The 20683-nt window shown below is 64.8% G+C and carries 17 protein-coding genes; 11 read left to right on the top strand and 6 right to left on the bottom strand.

Annotated features, from left to right (window positions below):
- The 6 genes from H5T73_01490 to H5T73_01515 form a co-directional block, all read right to left on the bottom strand.
- The coding region (locus tag H5T73_01490; GenBank protein MBC7246437.1) for a helix-turn-helix domain containing protein at positions 1–401 on the bottom strand (401 nt) is incomplete at its 3' end.
- A gap of 299 nt (positions 402–700) precedes the next feature.
- Positions 701–2230 carry a DUF1957 domain-containing protein gene (locus H5T73_01495; GenBank protein MBC7246438.1) on the bottom strand — a complete coding sequence of 510 codons (1530 nt, stop codon included), beginning with the start codon at positions 2228–2230 and terminating at the stop codon, positions 701–703.
- Complete coding sequence (locus tag H5T73_01500; GenBank protein ID MBC7246439.1) at positions 2223–3029, bottom strand: class I SAM-dependent methyltransferase; 807 nt, start codon at positions 3027–3029, stop codon at positions 2223–2225. The genes H5T73_01495 and H5T73_01500 overlap by 8 nt, the downstream gene beginning before the upstream one ends.
- A 305-nt stretch (positions 3030–3334) precedes the next feature.
- On the bottom strand, positions 3335–3490 hold the full coding sequence (locus H5T73_01505) for a hypothetical protein (GenBank protein ID MBC7246440.1): 156 nt from the start codon (positions 3488–3490) through the stop codon (positions 3335–3337).
- Positions 3487–4044: a hydrolase gene (locus tag H5T73_01510; protein ID MBC7246441.1), complete on the bottom strand. Its 558-nt coding sequence runs from the start codon at positions 4042–4044 to the stop codon at positions 3487–3489. The genes H5T73_01505 and H5T73_01510 overlap by 4 nt, the downstream gene beginning before the upstream one ends.
- Positions 4045–4089: 45 nt before the next feature.
- Positions 4090–5412: an NAD(P)/FAD-dependent oxidoreductase gene (locus H5T73_01515; protein ID MBC7246442.1), complete on the bottom strand. Its 1323-nt coding sequence runs from the start codon at positions 5410–5412 to the stop codon at positions 4090–4092.
- Positions 5413–5695: 283 nt separating this feature from the next.
- Here H5T73_01515 and H5T73_01520 point away from each other — a divergent pair, with 283 nt between their 5' ends.
- The 11 genes from H5T73_01520 (at position 5696) to H5T73_01570 (ending at position 20666) form a co-directional block, all read left to right on the top strand.
- Positions 5696–6358, top strand: coding sequence for an alpha/beta fold hydrolase (locus H5T73_01520; GenBank protein MBC7246443.1), 663 nt, complete (start codon positions 5696–5698; stop codon positions 6356–6358).
- Between the two features lie 345 nt (positions 6359–6703).
- Complete coding sequence (locus tag H5T73_01525; protein ID MBC7246444.1) at positions 6704–7000, top strand: DUF2267 domain-containing protein; 297 nt, start codon at positions 6704–6706, stop codon at positions 6998–7000.
- A 585-nt stretch (positions 7001–7585) separates the two neighbouring features.
- Positions 7586–9289 (top strand): formate--tetrahydrofolate ligase, encoded by a 1704-nt coding sequence (locus tag H5T73_01530; GenBank protein ID MBC7246445.1) that lies wholly within the window; start codon positions 7586–7588, stop codon positions 9287–9289.
- A 101-nt stretch (positions 9290–9390) separates the two neighbouring features.
- On the top strand, positions 9391–11376 hold the full coding sequence (locus H5T73_01535; protein MBC7246446.1) for a DUF4445 domain-containing protein: 1986 nt from the start codon (positions 9391–9393) through the stop codon (positions 11374–11376).
- Positions 11377–12150, top strand: coding sequence for an AAA family ATPase (locus H5T73_01540; protein MBC7246447.1), 774 nt, complete (start codon positions 11377–11379; stop codon positions 12148–12150).
- 100 nt (positions 12151–12250) lie between these two features.
- The gene (locus tag H5T73_01545) at positions 12251–12877 is read left to right on the top strand and encodes a cyclodeaminase/cyclohydrolase family protein (GenBank protein MBC7246448.1); all 627 of its coding nucleotides are present in this window, start codon (positions 12251–12253) and stop codon (positions 12875–12877) included.
- 149 nt (positions 12878–13026) lie between these two features.
- Entirely contained in the window at positions 13027–13965 is a 939-nt protein-coding gene (locus H5T73_01550; protein MBC7246449.1) for a bifunctional 5,10-methylene-tetrahydrofolate dehydrogenase/5,10-methylene-tetrahydrofolate cyclohydrolase, read from the top strand.
- Positions 13966–14042: 77 nt separating this feature from the next.
- On the top strand, positions 14043–14984 hold the full coding sequence (locus H5T73_01555) for an acetyl-CoA decarbonylase/synthase complex subunit delta (protein MBC7246450.1): 942 nt from the start codon (positions 14043–14045) through the stop codon (positions 14982–14984).
- A gap of 126 nt (positions 14985–15110) precedes the next feature.
- Positions 15111–17048 carry an anaerobic carbon-monoxide dehydrogenase catalytic subunit gene (cooS, locus tag H5T73_01560; protein ID MBC7246451.1) on the top strand — a complete coding sequence of 646 codons (1938 nt, stop codon included), beginning with the start codon at positions 15111–15113 and terminating at the stop codon, positions 17046–17048.
- Positions 17048–19228, top strand: coding sequence for a CO dehydrogenase/CO-methylating acetyl-CoA synthase complex subunit beta (gene cdhC / locus H5T73_01565; GenBank protein MBC7246452.1), 2181 nt, complete (start codon positions 17048–17050; stop codon positions 19226–19228). Before cooS ends, cdhC begins: the two co-directional genes overlap by 1 nt.
- Before the next feature lie 88 nt (positions 19229–19316).
- Positions 19317–20666 carry an acetyl-CoA decarbonylase/synthase complex subunit gamma gene (locus tag H5T73_01570; protein ID MBC7246453.1) on the top strand — a complete coding sequence of 450 codons (1350 nt, stop codon included), beginning with the start codon at positions 19317–19319 and terminating at the stop codon, positions 20664–20666.
- Positions 20667–20683: the final 17 nt, after the last annotated feature.

Below are 20683 nucleotides of genomic sequence, written 5' to 3' on the forward strand. Positions count from 1 at the left end.
ACGCTGGAGGAAGAAAGGCGGATGCCGTAGTCCCTCTTGAGGATCACCGCTATCTTGTGCTTGGACCAGGCGGGGTGCTCTCTCCTTAAGTCGCAGATGAGCTGGATCGTCTGCCAGGGGATCTCCGAGACCCTTTTCCTTTTCGGGGTGCGGGGGAGGTCCTCCAGTCCCCTGAGGCCCCGTTTCAGGTACCTCTTCAGCCACTTGTAGAAGGTGGTGGGGGAGATGGCGAAGTGGCGGCAGGTCATCCTGGCATTTCCGCAGCTGCGAAAGTGCTCTATCCAGCGCAGCCTCCTTCTGGCCTCCCTGGAGAGGACCTCGCCCATCATTCTCTCCAACTCCCATTGATGGGGAAGCCTGGTGTGGTAGATACTAGTAGTGGTTCCAACTGAACCCTTCATTTGGACACCTCCTTGCTCTGCTTCGTTTATCACAAAGCAAGTATAGGGGGTGTCCACCATGTTTATGAACCCGGGCAAGGGGGTCAACCGCGTGTTGGCGCGCGGTTTGGCGATCGCTGAAGGGATTTCCACGGCAAGAGCGCCTACGTCCGTGCGCCGGAAGCAATGCCGTCACGCGGACCCGTGTTCCATCGGAAAAAACAAGGAAAAGGCCGGCGGGAAGAAAAAGGCCGGCTCGACCCCGGGGAAACCCGGCGTGAGCCGGCTTCTCCGCGTGCGGCGGCGAGTTTGCCGCCCCGTCACCTCCAGCAGTTGGTTTCGAGCCAGGGGAAGAGGTTGTCGGTCTCCTCCAGCTCGCGCAGGAGATCGCCGTCCTCCTCCCCCTCATCCACCGTTTTCAGCAGGAGGGAGAGGCGGTCGCGGTGAGAGCGGAAACGCAGGCGGGCGTATTCCGCGGCGGCCTCCCGGGTGACCATGTAAGGCCAGTCGCTGGCCTCCAGGATGAGCAGCTCGCGCGCCGCCTGGGCGAGGGCGCGGCCCGTACCCGCTTTCTCCCGCCGCGTCACCCGGGAGAGGAACTCCTCCTCCGCGCGGCGCGTCTCCTCCCACATGTCTGCGGTGCGCGGGTTCCGCCAGGTGGCGAAGGTACCGTCCACGTTCCAGGCGGTGACGGATGGCGCGATGGCGGGCAACGGATCCCGGTGCGCCTGCACGGCCAGGTCGCCCGGAAGGACAAGGCGGGGGTGGAGGTGGCGCAGCACGTGTCGCAGCCAGAAGGGCCCCTCGTACCACCAGTGGCCGAAGAGCTCCGTGTCGTAGGCGATGAGAACCAGGGGAGAGGCGTTCCCGGCACTTCCCTCCGCCGCGAGCTCGTGCAGCCTGGCGCGGATGCGCTGCGCGAAGTCCCGGGCGTCTCCCTCCGCGGCCGCGAGCGCCCGCTCCGGCACGTACACCTCCTTGTCGTCGATGGGCGTTTGGTGGGAAGTGATGCGCCAGTACTGGAAGCCGTGACCCTCGTGGTCCTTCTTGGAGTAGTCCCTGTAGCTCCCCCCCGAGGGGTAGCCGTCCTCCGCCCAGACCAGGCGGTGCGCCAGCGGGTCGCGCAGCAGGGCCACCAGGGGCGTGGATCCGAGCCGGCGGGGTCGCCAGGTCGCGTTGTCCAGCGGATCCCCCTCCGCGGCGGAGAAGTCGAGGACCACGTAGGAGATGGGGGGCGAGAAGCGCCGCAGCAGCCCGTCCAGGTCGGGGGTGTAGGCGCATTCAGGCAGCCAGAAGCCGCGCGGTTCCCGCCCGAAGGCGCGGCGGTAGCTCTCCAGGCCCACCGCCACCTGCGCCCTGCGACATGTCTCGCAGGGCAGGAGGGGAAGGTGGGCGTGGGTGGCGGAGCTGGCGAGCACCTCCAGCACCCCGGCCTCCATGCCCTCGCGCAGCGTTTCCAGCATGCGGTGGCGGAAGCGCTCCCGGTAGAGGTCCCGCAGCTCGCGCAACCTGTCGCGGTAGAAGGAGGCCAGCGCGCTCCGCGCCTCCTCTCCCATGTCGCGCAGGCGCGCGATCTCTCCTTCCGCCTGGCGGATGCGGTTGTCCAGGTAATCGTCGAAGCGGCGCTGCAGGTGGGGGTCGGTGAGTTGCTCGCAGAGCACCGGCGTCACGGTCATGGCCAGCTTCCCGGGCAGGCTCCCCTCGCTCATATCGGCCACGATGTCCCATACGGGGATGTAACACTCCGCCCAGGCCTCGAGGATCCACTGCTCCCCCACGGGCCAGTCGACGTTGCGCCGCACGTAGGGCATGTGGGTGTGGAGCAGGAGGGCGATGTTAGCTTCACCCATGGCCGCCGCCGTCTCCTGGTAGCTCTTTCCATCCCATGCCGATGAAGTCCAGGGCGCCCTCCAGGCCCTCCTCGCGGACCTTGAAATCCCCTGTGCGCAGGAGGGGGATGAAGAGGGGGCGGTAGAAGAAGCGCTCCCGTCGCGGCGGCAATTCCAGGCAGTACTGGGAAAAGTTGCGCCGCAAGAGGAGGTCGTGAAGTCGCAGCAGGCGCGCATGGAATATCCCCTTCACCTCCACGCGTGGGTAGAAGCTCTGCATGAAGGCGAGGAATTCCCGGTAATCGTATTCACGGATGTGGAAGGGGTTCAGCGGCGATTCCCTGCCGGGGGAGATGATGAGACGATTGGGCGTGGTGATCACGCACAGCCCCCCCGGCCTGAGCACCCTGCGGGCCTCCTCCATGAAGCGCTCGGGCCGGTGCAGGTGTTCCACCACCTGCAGGGAGCAGACCAGGTCGAAGGAGGCTTCTTCCAGGCCGGTTTCGTAGATGTCCCCGTAGAGGAAGCGCAGGTTTGGCCGCCGGTAGGTGCGGCGGGCGTGGTATACGGCCTCCGGGGCCAGGTCCACTCCCACCGCCTCCAGTGCCACCGAGGCCAGCAGGTCCGTCCCGTAACCCTCGCCGCTCCCCAGGTCCAGCACGCGCTTGCCGGCCGCGAGGGGGAGGAGGAAGCGGTAGGCCACCAGGTGGCGCTGGAACCAGTAGTTCTCCTCCCTGATGCCGGGGAGGGTGCGTTCCCCGGTAAGGATGAGAGCGGGGTAATGATCCCGCGGGAGGTCGTTTTCCGTCGCTCCGTTCATCTTCCCTGATCCGTCGTCCCGACAAACTGTCCGTGCATCCCGCCCGCGCACCTTTCCCCCGGATCCCCGCCTTTTCCCCGTCCACGGGTAGCGTGGAGAACCCACTCCGGAGGGATTCCCGCCCCCGCGACCTTCCATGACATGCGGGGCCGCCGCTTACCGGCCGCCGTAATCAGCTCCGCTCCGCGAGGCTCTCCCCTTGCCCGGAAGGGGCTCGCTGGAGCGGTGCCCGGCAGGAAGCCATTGTACCACCCTTGCGCCGCCGGGGAGGAGGAGAGGCTTTCGCCTCCTCGCGGGCCCCGTGCTCACGGGCGGGGCATGGTCAGGGTGGCCAGCGCGGAGACGATGAACATGCTTCCCAGCACGACCAGGTAGAAATTACCAAATGCCCATCCCATGGCCAGCAAGAAGAGGCCCAGCGCGCACCCGCCTCCCGTGTAGGCGAACCTCGTGCGGTTCATTTCACCAGGTCCAGTACCCGCTTGAACTCCTCGCCGTCCGCCCGGTAGGTAACCTCGTAGATGAGGGCTTCCGAGGTGGTCACCGTGGCGCCGGCCCGGCGCATCCTCTCGAGGGCCACGGCATGGTCCAGCGGCTTGCGGGTGCCCGTGGCGTCGGCGATCACCTGCACCTGGTAGCCCCGGTGCAGGGCGTCGAGGACCGTCTGGCACACGCAGATATGCGTCTCGATGCCGCAGACCAGCAGCCGCCTGCGGCCCGTTCCCCTGACGGCGTCGGAGAATTCCGGGACCCCGAAGCAACTGAAGATGCGCTTGACGACGGGATCATAGGAGGGCAGGTCCGCCTTTATCTCGTCCACCGTGTAGCCGAGTCCCTGTGGGTAGTGTTCGGTGAGGATCACCGGCAAACGGAATATGGAGGCGAAGCGCAGCAGGCGCGAGATGGCGCCCGTCACCTCCTCGCGGTCGTGTATCATGCGCACCAGCTTCTCCTGGGGATCGATGACCACCAGCACGCTGTCGTCGGCGTTCGCCAGGTCGGGATGCCTCTTCATGTTCCACACCTCCTTCCGGAAGCCCCCGCGCAGCTCGCCGCGCTCTCATCCCTCGTCGTCCTTCTCCCCGGAGGTTCCCTCGAGGTAATCGTGCACGAGGTCCGCGACCCGCATGGCGGAGTTGAAGGCGGTGTCGCCGCCCGTGCCCTCGGCGCAGGTGGTGTCCCCGCAGAGGAAGAAATTGTCGATGGAGGGGATGGTGAAGCCGGGCCGTTCATCCCGGCCCTGGCCGGGACGGGGCAGGAAGCCGTCCACCATGTGCAGGTGCATGGCACGCTCCCAATCCACCACCTCCCATATACCGGGAAACATCTCCCGCAGCAGGCCGCGCAGGCGATCCTCCTCGCGGCCCACCTTCTCGCCGTTCTTCATCCAGCCGTAGGGGAGGGGGTAATACCAGGAGAGGAGCTGCCTTCCCTCCGGCGCCATGCCGGGGTCGATGTTGGAGGTGAACTGCCCCATGGTCAGCGGGTCGGAGGTCACCAAAAGTCCGCTCTTGTCGCTGACCTTCTCCTTGAGCCCCACGTCGAGGGCGATCCCCGCCGTGGGCACGAGTTCCTTCGCCTTCTTCACGAACTTGATGGGGAGGTCCTTGCCCCCGAAGAGATTGGGGACTTCCTGCACGGGTATGGCGCTGATGACCGCCCGCGCCGCGTAGGTGGCCGCCTCCGTCTTCACCTGCCCCACGATCCCCTTGCGCACCGTGAGGCGCGTGACCCTGGATGAGGTCATCACCTGGCCGTTCTTCTCCAGCTCCTCCCGCAGGCCCTCGATTATCTGGCGCGTGCCGCCCTCCGGGTATCCCACCTTCACCTTGGCGCGCAGGGCCTTCTTCAGGAAGGCGGCCATCTCACCCGCGGATGCCTGGCGCAGGTCGGGAGCGATGATGCCGATACCCGAGAGGACGCGCAGGAGCTCCAGCGTTTCCGCGGAGCGGCAGCGCGAGGTCATCTCCTCCAGGGAGATACCGTACTTGCGCGCGGGATCTCCCAGCACCAGCTTCAGCAGGTAGCGGACGGCGCTGAGCTTGGCGGAAAAAGGCAGCAAGGGAGAGCGCAGTATCTTTCCCACGTTGTTGGGGAGCGGGCGGAACTCCCCCCCGGTGTAGAGCTCCGGCTCGCCCTGCTCGAGGAAGCGCAACTCGCGGCCGAGACGGCGGAAGACCGCCGCCGCGGCTCCCTGCGAGGCGAAGCGGTTGGCATGCAACCCGTACTCGACCGTATAGCCGTCACGCTCAATGTACCCGGCCCTGCCCCCCAGGGAACGCGCCCCCTCCAGCAGCAGTACCCGGTACCCCTTGTGGGAGAGCAGGGCTCCCGCGGAGAGCCCCGCGTACCCACCGCCTATCACGATGACGTCGTAATCCATGTGCAACTCCCTCTTGTCGAACGGGCTTACCGCGAGGGGAAAGCGACGCCTCCCCGCGCACCGGCATCTCCAATATATCAAAAAACACGATTCTCCCGGGGCTGTATCTATTGTAAGCTTGATCTCCAGGGAAGGAGTACGAAGCGGGGAACGAGATGCCCGTTCACGGACGGCACGGGGGAAGGAGACGCCGGAGGCGATGGGGCGGGTCCCGCGTCCCGCGGGTGCGGCGCCGTTTACCGGGGCGGGGATGGGCCCGCGCGAGAAAGGGGGGTGAGAGCGGATGTTCCGGGAAGAGGTGGCCTTCTACGCCGACAGCGTCGAGCATATAAGGCTGGAGGGGATCCTCGAGATGCCCGACGGGAAAGGGCCGCACCCGGCCTGCATCCTCTGCCACCCCCACCCCCTCGGCGGGGGCTCCATGCACGTCTCCCTTCTGCAGGTGATATCCCGGACGCTCTGCGAGCAGGGCTGGGCGTGCCTGCGCTTCAATTTCCGGGGGGTGGGGCGCAGCACGGGAGAGTCCTCCGGGGGGTTGCGGGAGACGGAGGACGTCCAGGGCGCTTACAACTACCTGCGGGAGAGGGAAGAGGTGGACGCGGAGGACCTTTCCCTGGCCGGATGGTCCTTCGGGTCATGGGTGGGGCTGAGATGGGCGCTGCAGGAGGGGCGGTGCCGCCGGCTGGCGCTGGTGAGCCCGCCCATGGTGGGGTTCGATTTCTTCCATTTTCTTGAAGCAATATCCCCCTCCGCGCTGCCGGCGGTGCTGGTGGTGGCGGGGAGCCGCGATCAGTTCGCGGGGGAGGAGAAGCTGCGGGAGCTCACCGCGAGGCTGGGAGGAGAGCTCGTCCTCCTGGAAGGCGCGGATCACTTCCTTTTCGGCCACGAGTCCCGGGTCGCCCAGGCGATAGCGGAACACTGGAAGAATCACCCAGCCAATTTCTGAGGCGGTCTTCGAAGGGCAGGAAGGGTCGCGGGCGACCGGCGATGCGGGGCGGCAGGGGTAAAACAGAGGGCAATGCACGTCCGGGCCGGAGAACGCCTTTATGCCGCTCACAGGAATCTGCCGGGGAGGGGGCGGGCTTCAGGGGCATCGACGTGTCGTTATCGCACCGTTCCTGCGCGGCCATTCCGGGGTATGAACGGAAGGGATACCCTACGGGATCCTCCCGACTGTCCGGAAGCAGCCCCTGCCCCCTAATCCATCGCCCTTCCCTTGACGATGATTATAGATGGAAGGAAGGGGAATAATGTTACGAGGGAAACAAAGGGAAGTGGTGCAGGGATCGGATTGAAAGGGGTGGTGGCCATGCTGCGGGAGGAGTTCCTGAAAAAGGTGAAGGAGGCGGCGGGCCTGGAATCCGTGCGACAGGCGGACGCCGTGGTAAGGGCAGTGGTCGCCGTTTTGAAGGCAGGGCTTCCACCGGAGCAGGCAGAGATGTTAGCCTCCTCTCTTCCCGAGGACCTGAGGCTGGGATGGGAGATGGTAGGCTCTTACCCGGCCGATATCCTGGAGAGGGAGGATATCTACTACGAGGGCTCTGAAGGGGAAGAGGAAAGGGAGGCTCCCACCATAACCCAGGGCTGATGTGGGCACAACCCGGGAAGGAGTGGCGGGCGGCCCCGGCGGGTGGCTCGTTGTACTGAACGTGACGGTCACTTCCGGACGATCGAGACCGCTGGCTTACAAGAACGACTTGCTGCCTCGGGTGATGCATGTCTCGCAGATTAGAGCGACCGGACACAAGGCCGTTGCTTTTTAACCTTCCGTATGAACCTTCCGTTTATCTTCTCTCCCCACTTGGGGACGACGCCGTGCAGCGCCCTGGTCCCAGTGCATGAAACACGGATTTTTCACGACACCGCATCACGATGCGGGGTCGCTTTTCCTGCACGTACCTCATGTAAGGGTCGGGCGCACAACACCCGGCGCCGAGCAGAGCAAGCTTTGCCTTGCAATGGCCGTTCACAGCGGATATAATACCCTCGGTGCGCCGGCGGAGGCCGGGGACACCGCAAATCCGCGATGAGGACTCACCGGGGACTCCAGGCCGAGCAGGCTGAGAGCCTTCGGTTAAATATATGCCCTAAATCCGGTGCGGGAGCCGGAAAGAAAGCGAGGGCATGTTTTCGAAGAGCCCGTCACTTGAGAGAAGAGGAAAGGAGTTGCAGCATGGTTCCGAGTGACCTGGAGATCGCTCAAGCGGCAGAGCTCCTCCCCATCGTGGAGATCGCCAGGAAGATGGGGCTGGAGGAGGACGAGATCGAGCTGTACGGCAAATACAAGGCGAAGATCAACTTCGAGCAGGTCCTGGAGAGGCTGAAGGACCGCCCCAACGGGAAGTATATCGACGTCACCGCCATCACCCCAACCCCCCTGGGCGAGGGCAAGACGGTCACCTCCATCGGCATGACCGAATCCCTGGCCAAGATCGGCAAGAACGTCTGCCTCACGCTGCGTGAGCCTTCCCTGGGGCCGGTGTTCGGCATCAAGGGAGGCGCGGCGGGAGGCGGTTACTCGCAGGTGGTGCCCATGGAGGACCTCAACCTCCATTTCACCGGGGACATCCACGCCGTGGGAGCGGCCAACAACCTGCTGGCGGCGATGATCGACACCAGCATCCTCCTGGGCAACCCCCTGAACATCGACCCCCTCACCATTTCCTGGAGGAGGGTGGTGGACATCAGCGACCGCGCCCTGCGCGACATCGTCATCGGCCTCGGCGGCAGGGAGAACGGCTATCCCCGCCAGACCGGGTACGACATCACCGTGGCCTCGGAGGTCATGGCCATCCTGGCCCTGGCTACCAGCCTTAAGGACCTCAGGGAGCGGCTGGGGCGCATCGTGGTCGCCTATACCTACGAAGGCAAGCCGGTGACCGCGGAGGACCTCAAGGCCGCCGGCGCCATGACCGTTCTCCTCAAGGAGGCCCTCAAGCCCAACCTCATACAGACCCTGGAGCATAACCCCTGCATCATGCACGCCGGCCCCTTCGCCAACATCGCGCACGGGAACAATTCCATCGTGGCCGACCTGGTGGCCCTGAAGTGCGCCGATTACGTGGTCACGGAGTCCGGTTTCGGTGCCGACATGGGGGCGGAGAAGATGATGAACATCAAGTGCCGCTACTCGGGCGTCACCCCGGATTGCGTGGTCATCACCACCACCATCCGCGCTCTCAAGATGCACGGCGGCGCCTTCGAGGCCCGTCCCGGCAAGCCCCTCGACGAGGAGCTGGTGAAGAAGGAGAACATGCCCGCCCTCGAGGAAGGCGCGAGCAACCTCATCAAGCAGATCGAGAACATGAAGCTCTTCGGCGTGCCGGTGGTGGTGACCATCAACAGGCGCGTGACGGACACCGACAAGGAGATAGAGCTGGTGAAGAAGCTGGCCGAGGGCGCCGGCGTGGTGGCCTGCGTGCCCATCGAGGTCTGGGCCAAGGGCGGCGAGGGCGGCAAGGAGGCCGCCCAGGCCATCGTGGAGGCATGCGAGCAGCCCAAGGACTTCAAGTTCCTCTACGAGCTGGACTGGTCCATCAAGGAGAAGATCGAGGCCATCGCCACCAAGATCTACGGCGCGGACGGGGTGGACTACAGCCCCCTGGCGGAGCAGAAGATCAAGCAGTACACCGAGGCGGGCTACGACAAGCTCCCCATCTGCATGGCCAAGACCCACCTGTCGCTCTCCCATGACCCCAACCTGAAGGGCGCGCCCAAGGGCTTCCGCCTGCCGGTGGTGGATATCAGGCCTTCCATCGGCGCCGGTTTCCTCTACCCGCTGTGCGGCGCCATGCGCACTATGCCCGGGCTTCCCAGCCGCCCGGCGGCGGTTGACGTGGACATCGACGAGAACGGCAGGACCATGGGACTGTTCTGAGAGTGATTTCCGCGTATCGGTGATGAAGGGAGAAGGATGCCCCGGTCCTCGGGACCGGGGCATCTACAAGAAAGGTAAGTCGATCCCTGGGAGGTCGAGCCTTGCAAGAGAGCTGCCGGGTCCTGTTTCTGCCTGATAACCGCTACATCGTGGTTCCCAGGGGCGAGAACCTCCTCAAGGCGGCCATGGACGCCGACGTGCACGTGAACGCCTCCTGCGGCGGTTCCGGTTCATGCGGCAAGTGCCGCGTCTTGATCGAGGAAGGGGAGGTGGAGCGGGAACCCAACCCAAAGCTCTCCGAGGAGGACATCTCGAGGGGATACGCACTGGCCTGCCAGACCAGCGTCCTCTCCGACCTGAAGGTAAACGTCCCCATCGAGTCGCGCATCGGGGACAGGAGGATCTTCGAGCGCAAGGAGCCGGAGCCGGCGCACGGCCACCTGCTCTCCGCGGCCGACTGGGAGAAGCGGCTCCCCCACTGGGAGCTCAATCCCTCCACGCGCAAGATACACCTGGTCCTCGCGGAACCGACACTCGACGACAACGTGAGCGACGCCGAGAGGGTGAAGCGTGGGTTATCCGTGGAGGCTGGACTGCGCGACGTGGTCATCGATTACCCGGTGCTGCAGCGCCTTCCAAACATGCTGCGGCAGAGCGACTGGGACATAACCGTGACCGTCCTGGACAGCGGGGAGGAACTGCGAGCCGTGCGCATCGAGCAGGGAGACACCTCCGGGCGCCAGTCCGCGATCGCCATCGACGTGGGGACCACCACCATATCCGCCGAGCTCATCGACCTGCAGACGGGCGAGGTCACCGCCCGGGCTTCCGACTACAACGCGCAGGTGGCCTTCGGCGAGGACGTCATCACCCGCATAATCTACGCCACGCGCGGCACGGGGCTGGCCAAGCTGCAATCGGTGGTGGTGGGCACCATCTGGAACCTCATCAAGAGCCTGGTGGAACAGGCGGGGATAGAGTACTGCGACATCACCCACCTGGTGGTTTCCGGGAACACCACCATGACCCACCTCCTCCTGGGCCTCAATCCCCGCTATATACGCGAGGAACCCTACATCCCCTCGGCGACCTTCTTCCCCTGGATAAAGTGCAGCGACATCGGGCTGCGCATCGCGGCGGGGGTCTATCTTTACGCTATACCCTGCGTGGCATCTTACGTGGGCGGGGATATCGTCGCCGGTATGCTCGCCGCGGGTATCTTCAACTCCGACAAGCTCACCCTGTATATCGACATCGGCACCAACGGTGAGATGGTCCTGGGAAACCGCGAATGGATGCTCTCCTGCTCCTGCTCGGCGGGACCTGCCTTCGAGGGGGGCGGCGTCAAGCACGGCATGCGGGCAACCCGCGGGGCCATCGAGCAGGTGCGCATCAACAAGGTGAACTACGAGCCCATGATCATCACCGTGGGCCACCGCAAGCCCATCGGCATCTGCGGGTCCGGGCTCATCGATGCCCTCTCCGAGATGTTCCTCACCGGCATCATCAACGAGAAGGGGAAGATAAACACCGATCTCCCCACGGACAGGGTGCGGGCCACGGAAAGCGGGGCCGAATACGTGCTGGTGCGGGCGGAGGACTCGGCGACAAGGCGGGACATCGTCATCACCGAGGTGGACATAGACAACCTCATGCGCGCCAAGGCGGCGGTTTACGCGGGCATAGAGATACTCCTCTCCTCCGTGGACATGGACGTCTCCATGATCGACGAGCTCCTCATCGCCGGGGCCTTCGGCCGCTACCTGGAGGTGGACAAGGCGGTGACCATCGGCTTGTTGCCGGACATCGGGTACGACAAGATGAAATTCGTGGGCAATGGGTCCCTCCTGGGGGCTCACCTCGCCGCGCTCTCCAAGGACATGCTCAACAAGGCCAACGAGATCGCCCGCCAGATGACCTATCTCGAGCTCTCCATGAACCCGGCCTTCATGGAGCATTACCTGTCGGCCCTCTTCTTTCCCCATACCGACCTGGACGCCTTTCCCTCGGTGCGCGAAAGGCTGGAGAGCTACCGCGACGAGCAGCGTTGGGCCAGGGAAGCGGCCGCGGGAGGGGAGGTGGGCTGAGTGGGTTTCGTCATCGCCGTGTCCGGCAAGGGCGGCACCGGGAAGACCACCTTCTCGGCCCTGGCCGTGGACTACCTGGTGCGTACCACCGGCAAGGCCGTGCTCGCGGTGGACGCGGATTCCAACGCCAACCTCGACCAGGCGCTGGGGACGAAGGTGGAGAAGACCATCGGCGCGGTGAGGGAGAACCTCACCGAAAACGTCTCGCGCATGCCGGCGGGCATGTCCAAGGAGGTCTGGGTGGAGACCATGCTGCGCCAGGCCCTGGTGGAGGAGAAGGGCTTCGACCTCATCTCCATGGGGAGGCCGGAGGGGCCGGGTTGCTACTGCTACCTCAACAACATCTTCCGGCGCTACCTGGACATCATGACCGACCAGTACGAGTACGTGGTCATGGACAACGAGGCGGGCATGGAGCATCTCTCGCGGCGCACCACCCGGGGTGTGGACGTGATGTTCATCGCCTCCGATCCCACCGTGCGCGGGATCAGGACCGCCCTGCGCATCCGCGACCTGGCGCGCGAGCTCAAGCTGGACATCCGCCGCGTGGCCCTAGTGGTCTCCCGGGTAAGGGACGGGCTGCCCGAGAACCTGCGCGCCATCGCCGACGAGAGCAACCTGGAGGTAGCCGGCACGGTCCCCGAGGACCCGCTGGTAAGCGCCCTGGACGAGGAAGGGAAGGCCATCGTCTCCCTTCCCCCCGACAGCCCGGCCCGTGTCGCAGTTGATGAGATCCTGGAGCGCTACGTCAAGGGGAGTGGCAGGCGGGGTTGATGACGGGCGCGATAATGCGCTGGTGGTATTTGCCGGAAAAGAGGTGGAATTGCAGGGGAATTGGTGAGATAATCAGGTTTTGGACCGGGGAGGTCTGACGATGTACGTGGAAAAGCCCATGATCGTATTTCTGGACAGGCTCGCCTCCAGGTCACCGGAGCCGGGCGGCGGCGCCGTTTCCGCCCTCACGGGAGCGCTGGGAGCCGCTCTGGTCTCCATGGTAGGCAACCTCACCCTGGGCAAGGAGAAGTACGCGGACGTGCAGGACCAGGTGGAGGAGCTCCTCAAGTCATCCGAAAAACTCCGAGACGAGCTGCAGGGACTCATCCAGAAGGACACCGAGGTCTACGCGGAGGTCTCCGCCGCTTACAAGATGCCACGCGAGAGCGAGGAGGAGAAGGCGGCGCGTGCGGCGAGCATCCAGAAAGCCCTGAAGACCGCCACCGAGGTGCCCTTCGAGATCGCCGAGAAATGTCTCGAGGTGGCGCGCATATCGCTGACGGCGGCGGAGATCGGCAACGTGGGGGCGGTGAGCGACGCCGGCGTGGCGGCGCTCCTGGCCGAGGCGGCGGCGCAGAGCGCGGCGCTCAACGTGAAGATCAACGTCAACAGCATCGAGGACCGCGACTTCGCGGAGGCGAAATGGTCGCGTGTGCAGGAGATCCTCGAGGAGGCGGCGCTCCTGCGGGACCGCGTGGTGAAGCTTACCTACGAAAAGCTGGGATGAGGCACGGCGCCGCCGGCCGCGGGAAGGCCGCTGCAGGGATTCGTGCGGGAACGGGCCTCGCGACGGTGAAGGTACAGCGCGCCGGCAGGTGTTAGAGGGAAAGGCGTTCGAGTCCGCCAAGGATCGGGAAAGGGAAAGGAGCGAGGCATATGACGGTGGTCATCGATTGTGTCGCGATCGGCGATGAGCTGATGAAGGAGATCGTTGCCGAGACTGAAGCCCTCAAGGCAAAGGGCATCACCCCCGGCATCGCCACCCTCCTGGTGGGGGACGATTTCGGGGCGCGCATGTACCGCGGGCAGGTGGAGAAGTTCTGCGAGGAGGCGGGCTTCAACTACATCAACGAGAACCCGCCCGCCGACGTGAGCGAGGAAGAGGTGGTGGAGATCGTGAAGCGGCTCAACGCCGACAAGGCGGTGAGCGGCATCCTTCCCCTGCGCCCCTTTCCCGAGCACATCTCGGACAGCGCGGTTATCAATTCCATCGACGTGAACAAGGATATCGACTGCTTCCACCCCTTCAACATGGGCAAGCTGGCGCTGGGCGAGCCCACCTTCCCGCCAGCGACCCCCTCGGCGGTGGTGGAGATCCTCGACCGCTACGCCCGCGAGTACGAGAAGATGGATCCCAAGGACTTCTACGAGGGGGCGGAGATAGTGGTGGTGGGCCACTCCAACATCGTGGGAAAGCCGGTGGCCTTCCTCATGCTCAACCGCAACGCCACCACCACCGTGTGCCATGTCTTCACCAGCATGAAGGGCAACCTGGAAAAGCATACCAAGGGCGCCGACATCCTCATCGTCGCCGCGGGGAAGGCCGACCTCATCGGTCCCGACCAGGTGAAGGAGGGCGCCATCGTGGTCGACGTGGGCATCAACCGCGTCAAGGTGCTGGATGAGAAGGGCGAGCCCGTGCTCAACGAGAAGGGAAAGCCCAAGACCAAGACGGTGGGAGACGTCTCCTTCGACGCTGTCAAGGACATGACCAAGGCCATCACGCCCGTGCCCGGCGGCGTGGGCTCGGTGACCAACCGCATGCTAATGAAGAACGCCCTGCGCGCCTGCAGGATGCAGCACGGGCTGGAATGACGGACGACAAAGTCCGCCCGTCACGAGAGGAATAATATAGAAAAGGCGGTAAAGGGACATCGGAAAGGAGAATGGAAATGGCGTTCAATCTACCGACGGAAACGGCCAAGGGCAAGATCCGCGAGGTAGAGCTCGGTAGTGGCGACAAGGCCAGGAAGGTGGGAGGAGAATCCTGCCTGCCCTTCTACCTCTGGGAGGGCGAGATGCCCAACAAGCCAATGGTGGCCGCCGAGGTTATGGACGAGGTGGGCGAGCTGGTGCCGGCGCTGGAGAAAGCCCTGGGCGAGGTGAAGAGCGACCCCGTCGCCTGGGCGAAGAAGGCGGTGGAGGAATGGGGCGCCGACGCCATCTTCCTCCTGCTCACCTCCACCGACCCCAAGGCCACCAACGCCCCCGCGGACCAGGCGGCGGAGACGGTGCTAAAGGTGGAGGAAGCGGTGAAGGCCCCCGTGATCGTCTACGGTACGGAGGACCTGGAGAAGGACGCAGAGATAGCCAGGGTGGTGGCCACCAAGGCCGAGGGAAGGAACCTGCTGATAGGTCCCGCCAAGGAGGACAACTTCAAGAAGGTCGGGGCGCCGGCCATCGGGTACAAGCAGACGGTAGCCGGCATGACCCCCATCGACGTCAACCTGGCCAAGCAGCTGAACATCCTCCTCACCAACCTGGGCATGGAGGCGGAGAAGCTGGTCATCGACCCCACCACCGGAGCCCTGGGATACGGCCTGGAGTACACCTACTCGGTGATGGAGCGGTTGAAGATAGCCGGCCTCTTCCAGGACGATTCCATGACCCAGATGCCCATGCTGGCCAACATCGGTTTCCAGGCCTGGAAGACCAAGGAGGCCAAGAGCCCCGAGGAGGAGTACCCCGAGTGGGGCGACGCGGAGAAGCGCGGCATCATGTGGGAGACGGTCACCGCGGTGGCGCTGCTGCTGGCGGGCGCGGACATCCTGGTGTTGCGCCATCCCGAATCCATAAGACTGGTGAAACAGTTGATCGCCGACCTTTCCGGGTAGGCTTTGCATAAAGGGCCGGCTTTCGAACCGGAAAACACGTTGCGGGACAGGCTCGGAAGGGACGGAAAGCCGGATTTGGAGAAGGTCCGCGAAGGACCCGAAAGTTCCACAGGAGGAATAAGAGACATGGCAGAGATCGAGGAAATGTCAGCGTGCGAGGCCACGCTGGAGATGCTGAGGCAGGCCAAGGAGGAGGGCCAGGAAACCGCCTTCGACCGCGTGGAGCAGCAGAAGGGCTGCGCCTTCGGCGAGGCGGGGAGCTGCTGCCGCATCTGTAACATGGGCCCCTGCCGCATCAACCCCAAGAAGCCGGACGAGAGCCGCGGGGTGTGCGGCGCCGACATGGACACCATCGTGGCCCGCAACTTCGCCCGCATGGTAGCCGGGGGGGCTTCCGCCCACTCCGACCACGGGCGAGCGGTGGCCGAGACCCTGGTCATGGCAGCCAGGGGGGAGGCCACCGACTACGAGATCAAGGACCGCATCAAGCTGCTCGAGGTGGCCGCCGACCTGGGCGTGGAGGTGGGCGACCGCGAGATCAACGACATCGCCCTGGAAGTGGGCGAGCGCTGCCTGGCCATGTTCGGGCAGCAGGAGGGCGAGCTTCCCTTCGCCCTCAGGGCCCCCGAGCCGCGCAAGGAGATCTGGCGCCAGCTGGGCGTCTTCCCCCGCGGCATCGACCGCGAGGTGGTGGAGCTCATGCACCGCACCCACATGGGCGTGGACCAGGACTACGAGAACATCCTCATGGCCTGCGCCCGCACCGCCCTGGCCGACGGCTGGGGAGGCTCCATGATCGGGACGGAGCTGCAGGACATCCTCTTCCAGACCCCGGTACCCATCGAGGCCAAGATCAACCTGGGGGTGCTCAAGGAGGACGAGGTGAACATCATCGTCCACGGCCACGAGCCCATCCTCTCCGAGATGATCGTGCTCGCCGCAAACCTGCCGGAGATGCAGGAAAAGGCCAAGAGCGTGGGGGCCAAGGGGATCAACCTGGCCGGCATCTGCTGCACGGCCAACGAGATCCTCACGCGGCACGGCATACCGGTAGCGGGCAACGTCCTTCAGCAGGAGCTGGCCCTGCTCACCGGCGCGGTGGAGGCCATGGTGGTGGACGTGCAGTGCATCTACCAGGGGGTCGGGCAGATCGCCAACTGTATACACACCGACATAATCACCACCTCCCCCAAGGCCAAGATGCCCTACGCTCGCCATATCGAGTTCCACGAGGACAAGGCGCTGGACATCGCCAAGGAGATAGTCTCCTCGGCCATCGATAACTTCCCGAAGCGGGGAAGGGTCAGTATCCCCGACGTCAGGGAATCCCTCATCGCCGGTTTCAACCACGAGTACATCAACTACATGCTGGGAGGGCGTTTCCGCGCCTCCTACCGGCCGCTCAACGACGGCGTCATCGACGGGCGCATCCGCGGCGTTGTGGGCGTGGTGGGCTGCAACAACCCCCGCGTGAAGCACGACGACATCCACGTGCGCGTGGTGCGCGAGCTCATCGCCAACGGCTGCCTGGTGGTCATGACCGGTTGCGCCGCCCAGTCGGTGGCCAAGGCCGGGCTCATGCTCCCAGAGGTGGCGCGCGACATCTGCCCGCAGGGGCTGTGGGAGATCTGCGAGGCGGTGGGCATCCCGCCGGTGCTGCACTGCGGTTCCTGCGTTGACAACAGCCGCATCCTCATCGCCTGCACGGCCATGGTGCACGAGGGCGGCCTGGGGGACGACATAAGCGAGCTCCCCGTGGCCGGGTGCGCGCCGGAGTGGATGAGCGAGAAGGCCATCTCCATCGGCGAGTACTTCGTGGCCTCCGGCGTGTATACCGTGTTCGGGGTCAAGTGGCCCACCCTGGGTTCCAAGAACGTCACCGACTTCCTCTTCCAGAAGTACGGTGAGCTCTTCAAGAACACCTGGGACTTCGAGCCCGACCCCGAGAAGATGGTCGGGAAGATCCTGAGCCACATCGACAGCAAGCGCGAGGCCCTGGGCATCATGGCCAAGCGCGAAAGGGTGCTCTTCGACATGGCCATGAGAAGGGAGTTGGAGATCTGATGAGTAGGATAATCGCAACCGCAGCCATCAAGGGAGCCCACAAGGAGGTGGCGGAAGCCGAGCGCATGCTCGCCGAGACCAAGGAGGCCGTCGGAGCCACCGCGAAGGTGGAGTTCCCCAACACCGGGTACTACCTGCCCATCATCTACGCCCTCACCGGCATCGCCGTGGAGAAGCTGGAGGACATGGACCAGGTGATCCAGTACGCCAAGGACCTCCTGCCCCCCATCCCCAGGCAGAACCACTGGGTGCCCTACCTGGGGCACACCCTGGACGCCGGCGTGGCCACTCTCTTCGCCGGAGAGATAATCGAGGGCTGCAAGTACGCCACCAACCCGCCGGTGGATGACCTCTGGCTGGGGGCGGCGGACGACGTCATCATGCGCGAGCGCGGCGTGGAGTTCGTGGACGGCACCGCCCCCGGTTTCTGCGCGCTGGTGGGTCGCGCCTCCACCCCGGAGATGGCGGACAGGATCGTGGTGGAGCTCCTGGAGAAGAACCTCTACGTGTGGATCTCCGGCCACGTGGACGGCCTCTCCATAGCCGAGCAGCTCCAGCAGGTGGACCGCCAGCTGGGATGGGACACGCGCATCGTGCCCTACGGCAAGGAGATGACCTCGGCGGTGTACTCGCTGGGGTTCGCCGCCCGCGCCGCCATGTCCTTCGGCGGGGCCCAGCCGGGCGACTTCCGCAAGGTGCTGCGCTACAACAAGAACCGCATCTTCGCCTTCGTGCTGGCCCTGGACTACGTGGACGAGCAGAAGTACGCCTACGCGGCGGGGGCCATCAACTACGGGTTCCCCACCATCGCCAACACGCCCATCCCGGACATCCTCCCCACCGGCGTGTGCACCTACGAGCACGTGGTGGGCGGCGTGCCGGAGGAGGAGATCGTCCAGAAGTGCGTGGAGGTGCGCGGCCTCAAGATCCAGATCACCGAGATCCCCATCCCCATGGCCTACGGCCCCGCCTTCGAGGGCGAGGTCATCCGCAAGGACGACATGTACCTGCAGTTCGGCGGGAACATCACCCCCGCCTTCGAGTTCGTGAAGATGAGGGAGATGGACGAGGTCACCGACGGCAAGATCGAGGTGGTGGGCCCGGAGATCGACGACGTCAACGAGGGCGACGCCCTGCCACTGGGCATCGTGGTGGAGGTGGCGGGACGCAAGATGCAGGAGGACTTCGAGTCCATCCTGGAGCGCCAGATCCATCACCTCATCAACGGTGCCGAGGGCATCTGGCACATGGGGCAGCGCGACATCGTGTGGACGCGCATCAGCAAGAAGGCCCAGGCCAAGGGGTTCAAGATCCGCCACTACGGCGAGATCATCCACGCCAAGCTGCTCAACGACTTCCCCTCCATCGTGGACAAGGTGCAGGTGACCATCTATACCAACATGGAGGACGTGGAGAAGTGGCTGGCCGTAGCGAGGCAGGCCTACCGCTACCGCGACGAGAAGACGGCGGGCATGACCGACGAGTCTGTGGACACCTTCTATTCCTGCACCCTGTGCCAGTCCTTCGCCCCCACCCACGTGTGCATCATCTCTCCGGAGAGGCTGGGATTGTGCGGGGCCTACAACTGGCTGGACGGCAAGGCGGCCTACGAGATCGACCCCACCGGGCCCAACCAGCCGGTGAAGAAGGGCGACTGCACCGATGAGGTGAAGGGCGTTTGGCCGGCCATCAACGAGTTCGTCAAGGAGAAGTCGGGGGGCAACACCCAGAGCGTCACCATGTACTCCATGATGGAGGACCCCATGACCTCCTGCGGGTGCTTCGAGTGCATCGTGGCCTTCCTGCCCATGTGCAACGGGGTGATGATCGTCAACCGCGAGCACAAGGGCGAGACCCCGTGCGGCATGACCTTCTCCACCCTGGCCAACTCGGTGGGCGGCGGCCAGCAGACGCCGGGCTTCATAGGCATCGGGAAGGTGTACATCACCTCCAAGAAGTTCATCTCCGCGGACGGCGGTTTCCAGCGCATCGTGTGGATGCCCAAGGAGCTCAAGGAGACCCTCAAGGAGCAGCTCCAGAAGCGCTGCGAGGAGATCGGCGACCCCGATTTCATCAACAAGATCGCCGACGAGGACGTGGGCACAACCGAGGAGGAGATCCTTCCCTGGCTGGAGGAGAAGGGCCATCCCGCCCTGACCATGGAGCCCATGCTCATGTAGGAAGGAAGGGAAGGGGGGCGCGCCCCCCTTCCCTCTCGCTGAACATATAAGGTGGGAAGACCGCTTATCGGGAAGGAAGGAGAAAGAGATGGGACTTTCGGGCTTGGATATCTTCAAGAAGCTGCCCAAGACCAACTGCAAGGAATGCGGGTTCCCGACCTGCCTGGCCTTCGCCATGAAGCTGGCGGCGGGACAGGCGAACCTCGACGACTGCCCCTACGTGACGGATGAGGTACGGGCCGAGCTGGCCGAGGCGGCTGCACCTCCCATCCGGGGTGTCACCGTCGGGGTGGGGGACGAAGCCTTCAAGGTGGGTGAGGAGCTGGTGCTCTTCCGTCACGAGAAGACCTTCTTCAATCCCGCGGTCCTGGGCGTGCTGGTGAGCGACGACATGGACGACGCCAGGGTGGATGATCTGCTCAAGCAGGCCAAGGAATGCGAGCACGAGCGGGTAGGCGTGATACTCAAGGTGGGGACCATCGCCGTGAAGTCCGCCTCGGGCGACGCCGGGAAGTTCAAGGCGCTGGTGGAGAAGGTGAAGGGTGCCGTGAACAAGCCCCTCATCCTGATGGCCGAGGACGTCGAGGTCATGAAGGCGGGGGTGGAGGCTGCCGGAGACTCCCGTCCCCTGCTCTACGCCGCCACCGAGGCCAACGTGGACGCCATGGGCGGGCTGGCCAAGGAGAAGGACCTGCCCCTGGCGGTGAAGGCCGCCGACCTGGACAAGCTGGCCGAGCTATCGGAGAAGCTGACCGGCATGGGCCTCAAGGACCTGGTGCTCGACCCGGCGCCGCGCAAGCCGGGCGAGACCTTCAAGGACCTGGTGGCCATCCGCCGGGCGGCCCTCAACGAGAAGTTCGCCCCCTTCGGGTTCCCCACCATCACCTTCCCCTGCGAGGAGACGGACGACGAGCTCTACGAGACGGCCCTGGCGGCCATGTACATCTGCAAGTACGGCGGCATCGTCATCCTCTCCCACGCCGAGCAGTGGAGGATGTACCCCCTGCTGGTGCTGGTGCTCAACATCTACACCGACCCCCAGCGCCCCATGGCCGTGGACTCCAAGTTCTACGAGATCGGGGCCCCGGACGAGAACAGCCCGGTGCTGGTGACCACCAACTTCTCCCTCACCTACTTCATCGTCTCCGGCGAGATCGAGGGGAGCAAGATCCCCGCCTGGCTGGGCGTGGTGGACGTGGACGGCCAGTCGGTGCTCACCGCTTGGGCGGCGGGCAAGTTCGTTCCCGAGACCATCGCCAAGTTCATCAACACCTCGGGGATCGCGGATAAGGTGAAGCACCGCAAGCTTATCATCCCCGGTTACGTGGCCCAGATCTCCGGCGAGCTGGAGGAGGAGCTGCCCGACTGGGAGATCGTCATAGGCACCAGGGAGGCCGCGGACATCCCCGCCTTCCTGCGCCAGTTCTCCACCTCCTGAGGGAAAGGGGTTGGAAG

Source organism: Actinomycetota bacterium (assembly GCA_014360655.1).
Classification (GTDB): Bacteria; Actinomycetota; Geothermincolia; order Geothermincolales; family RBG-13-55-18; genus JACIXC01.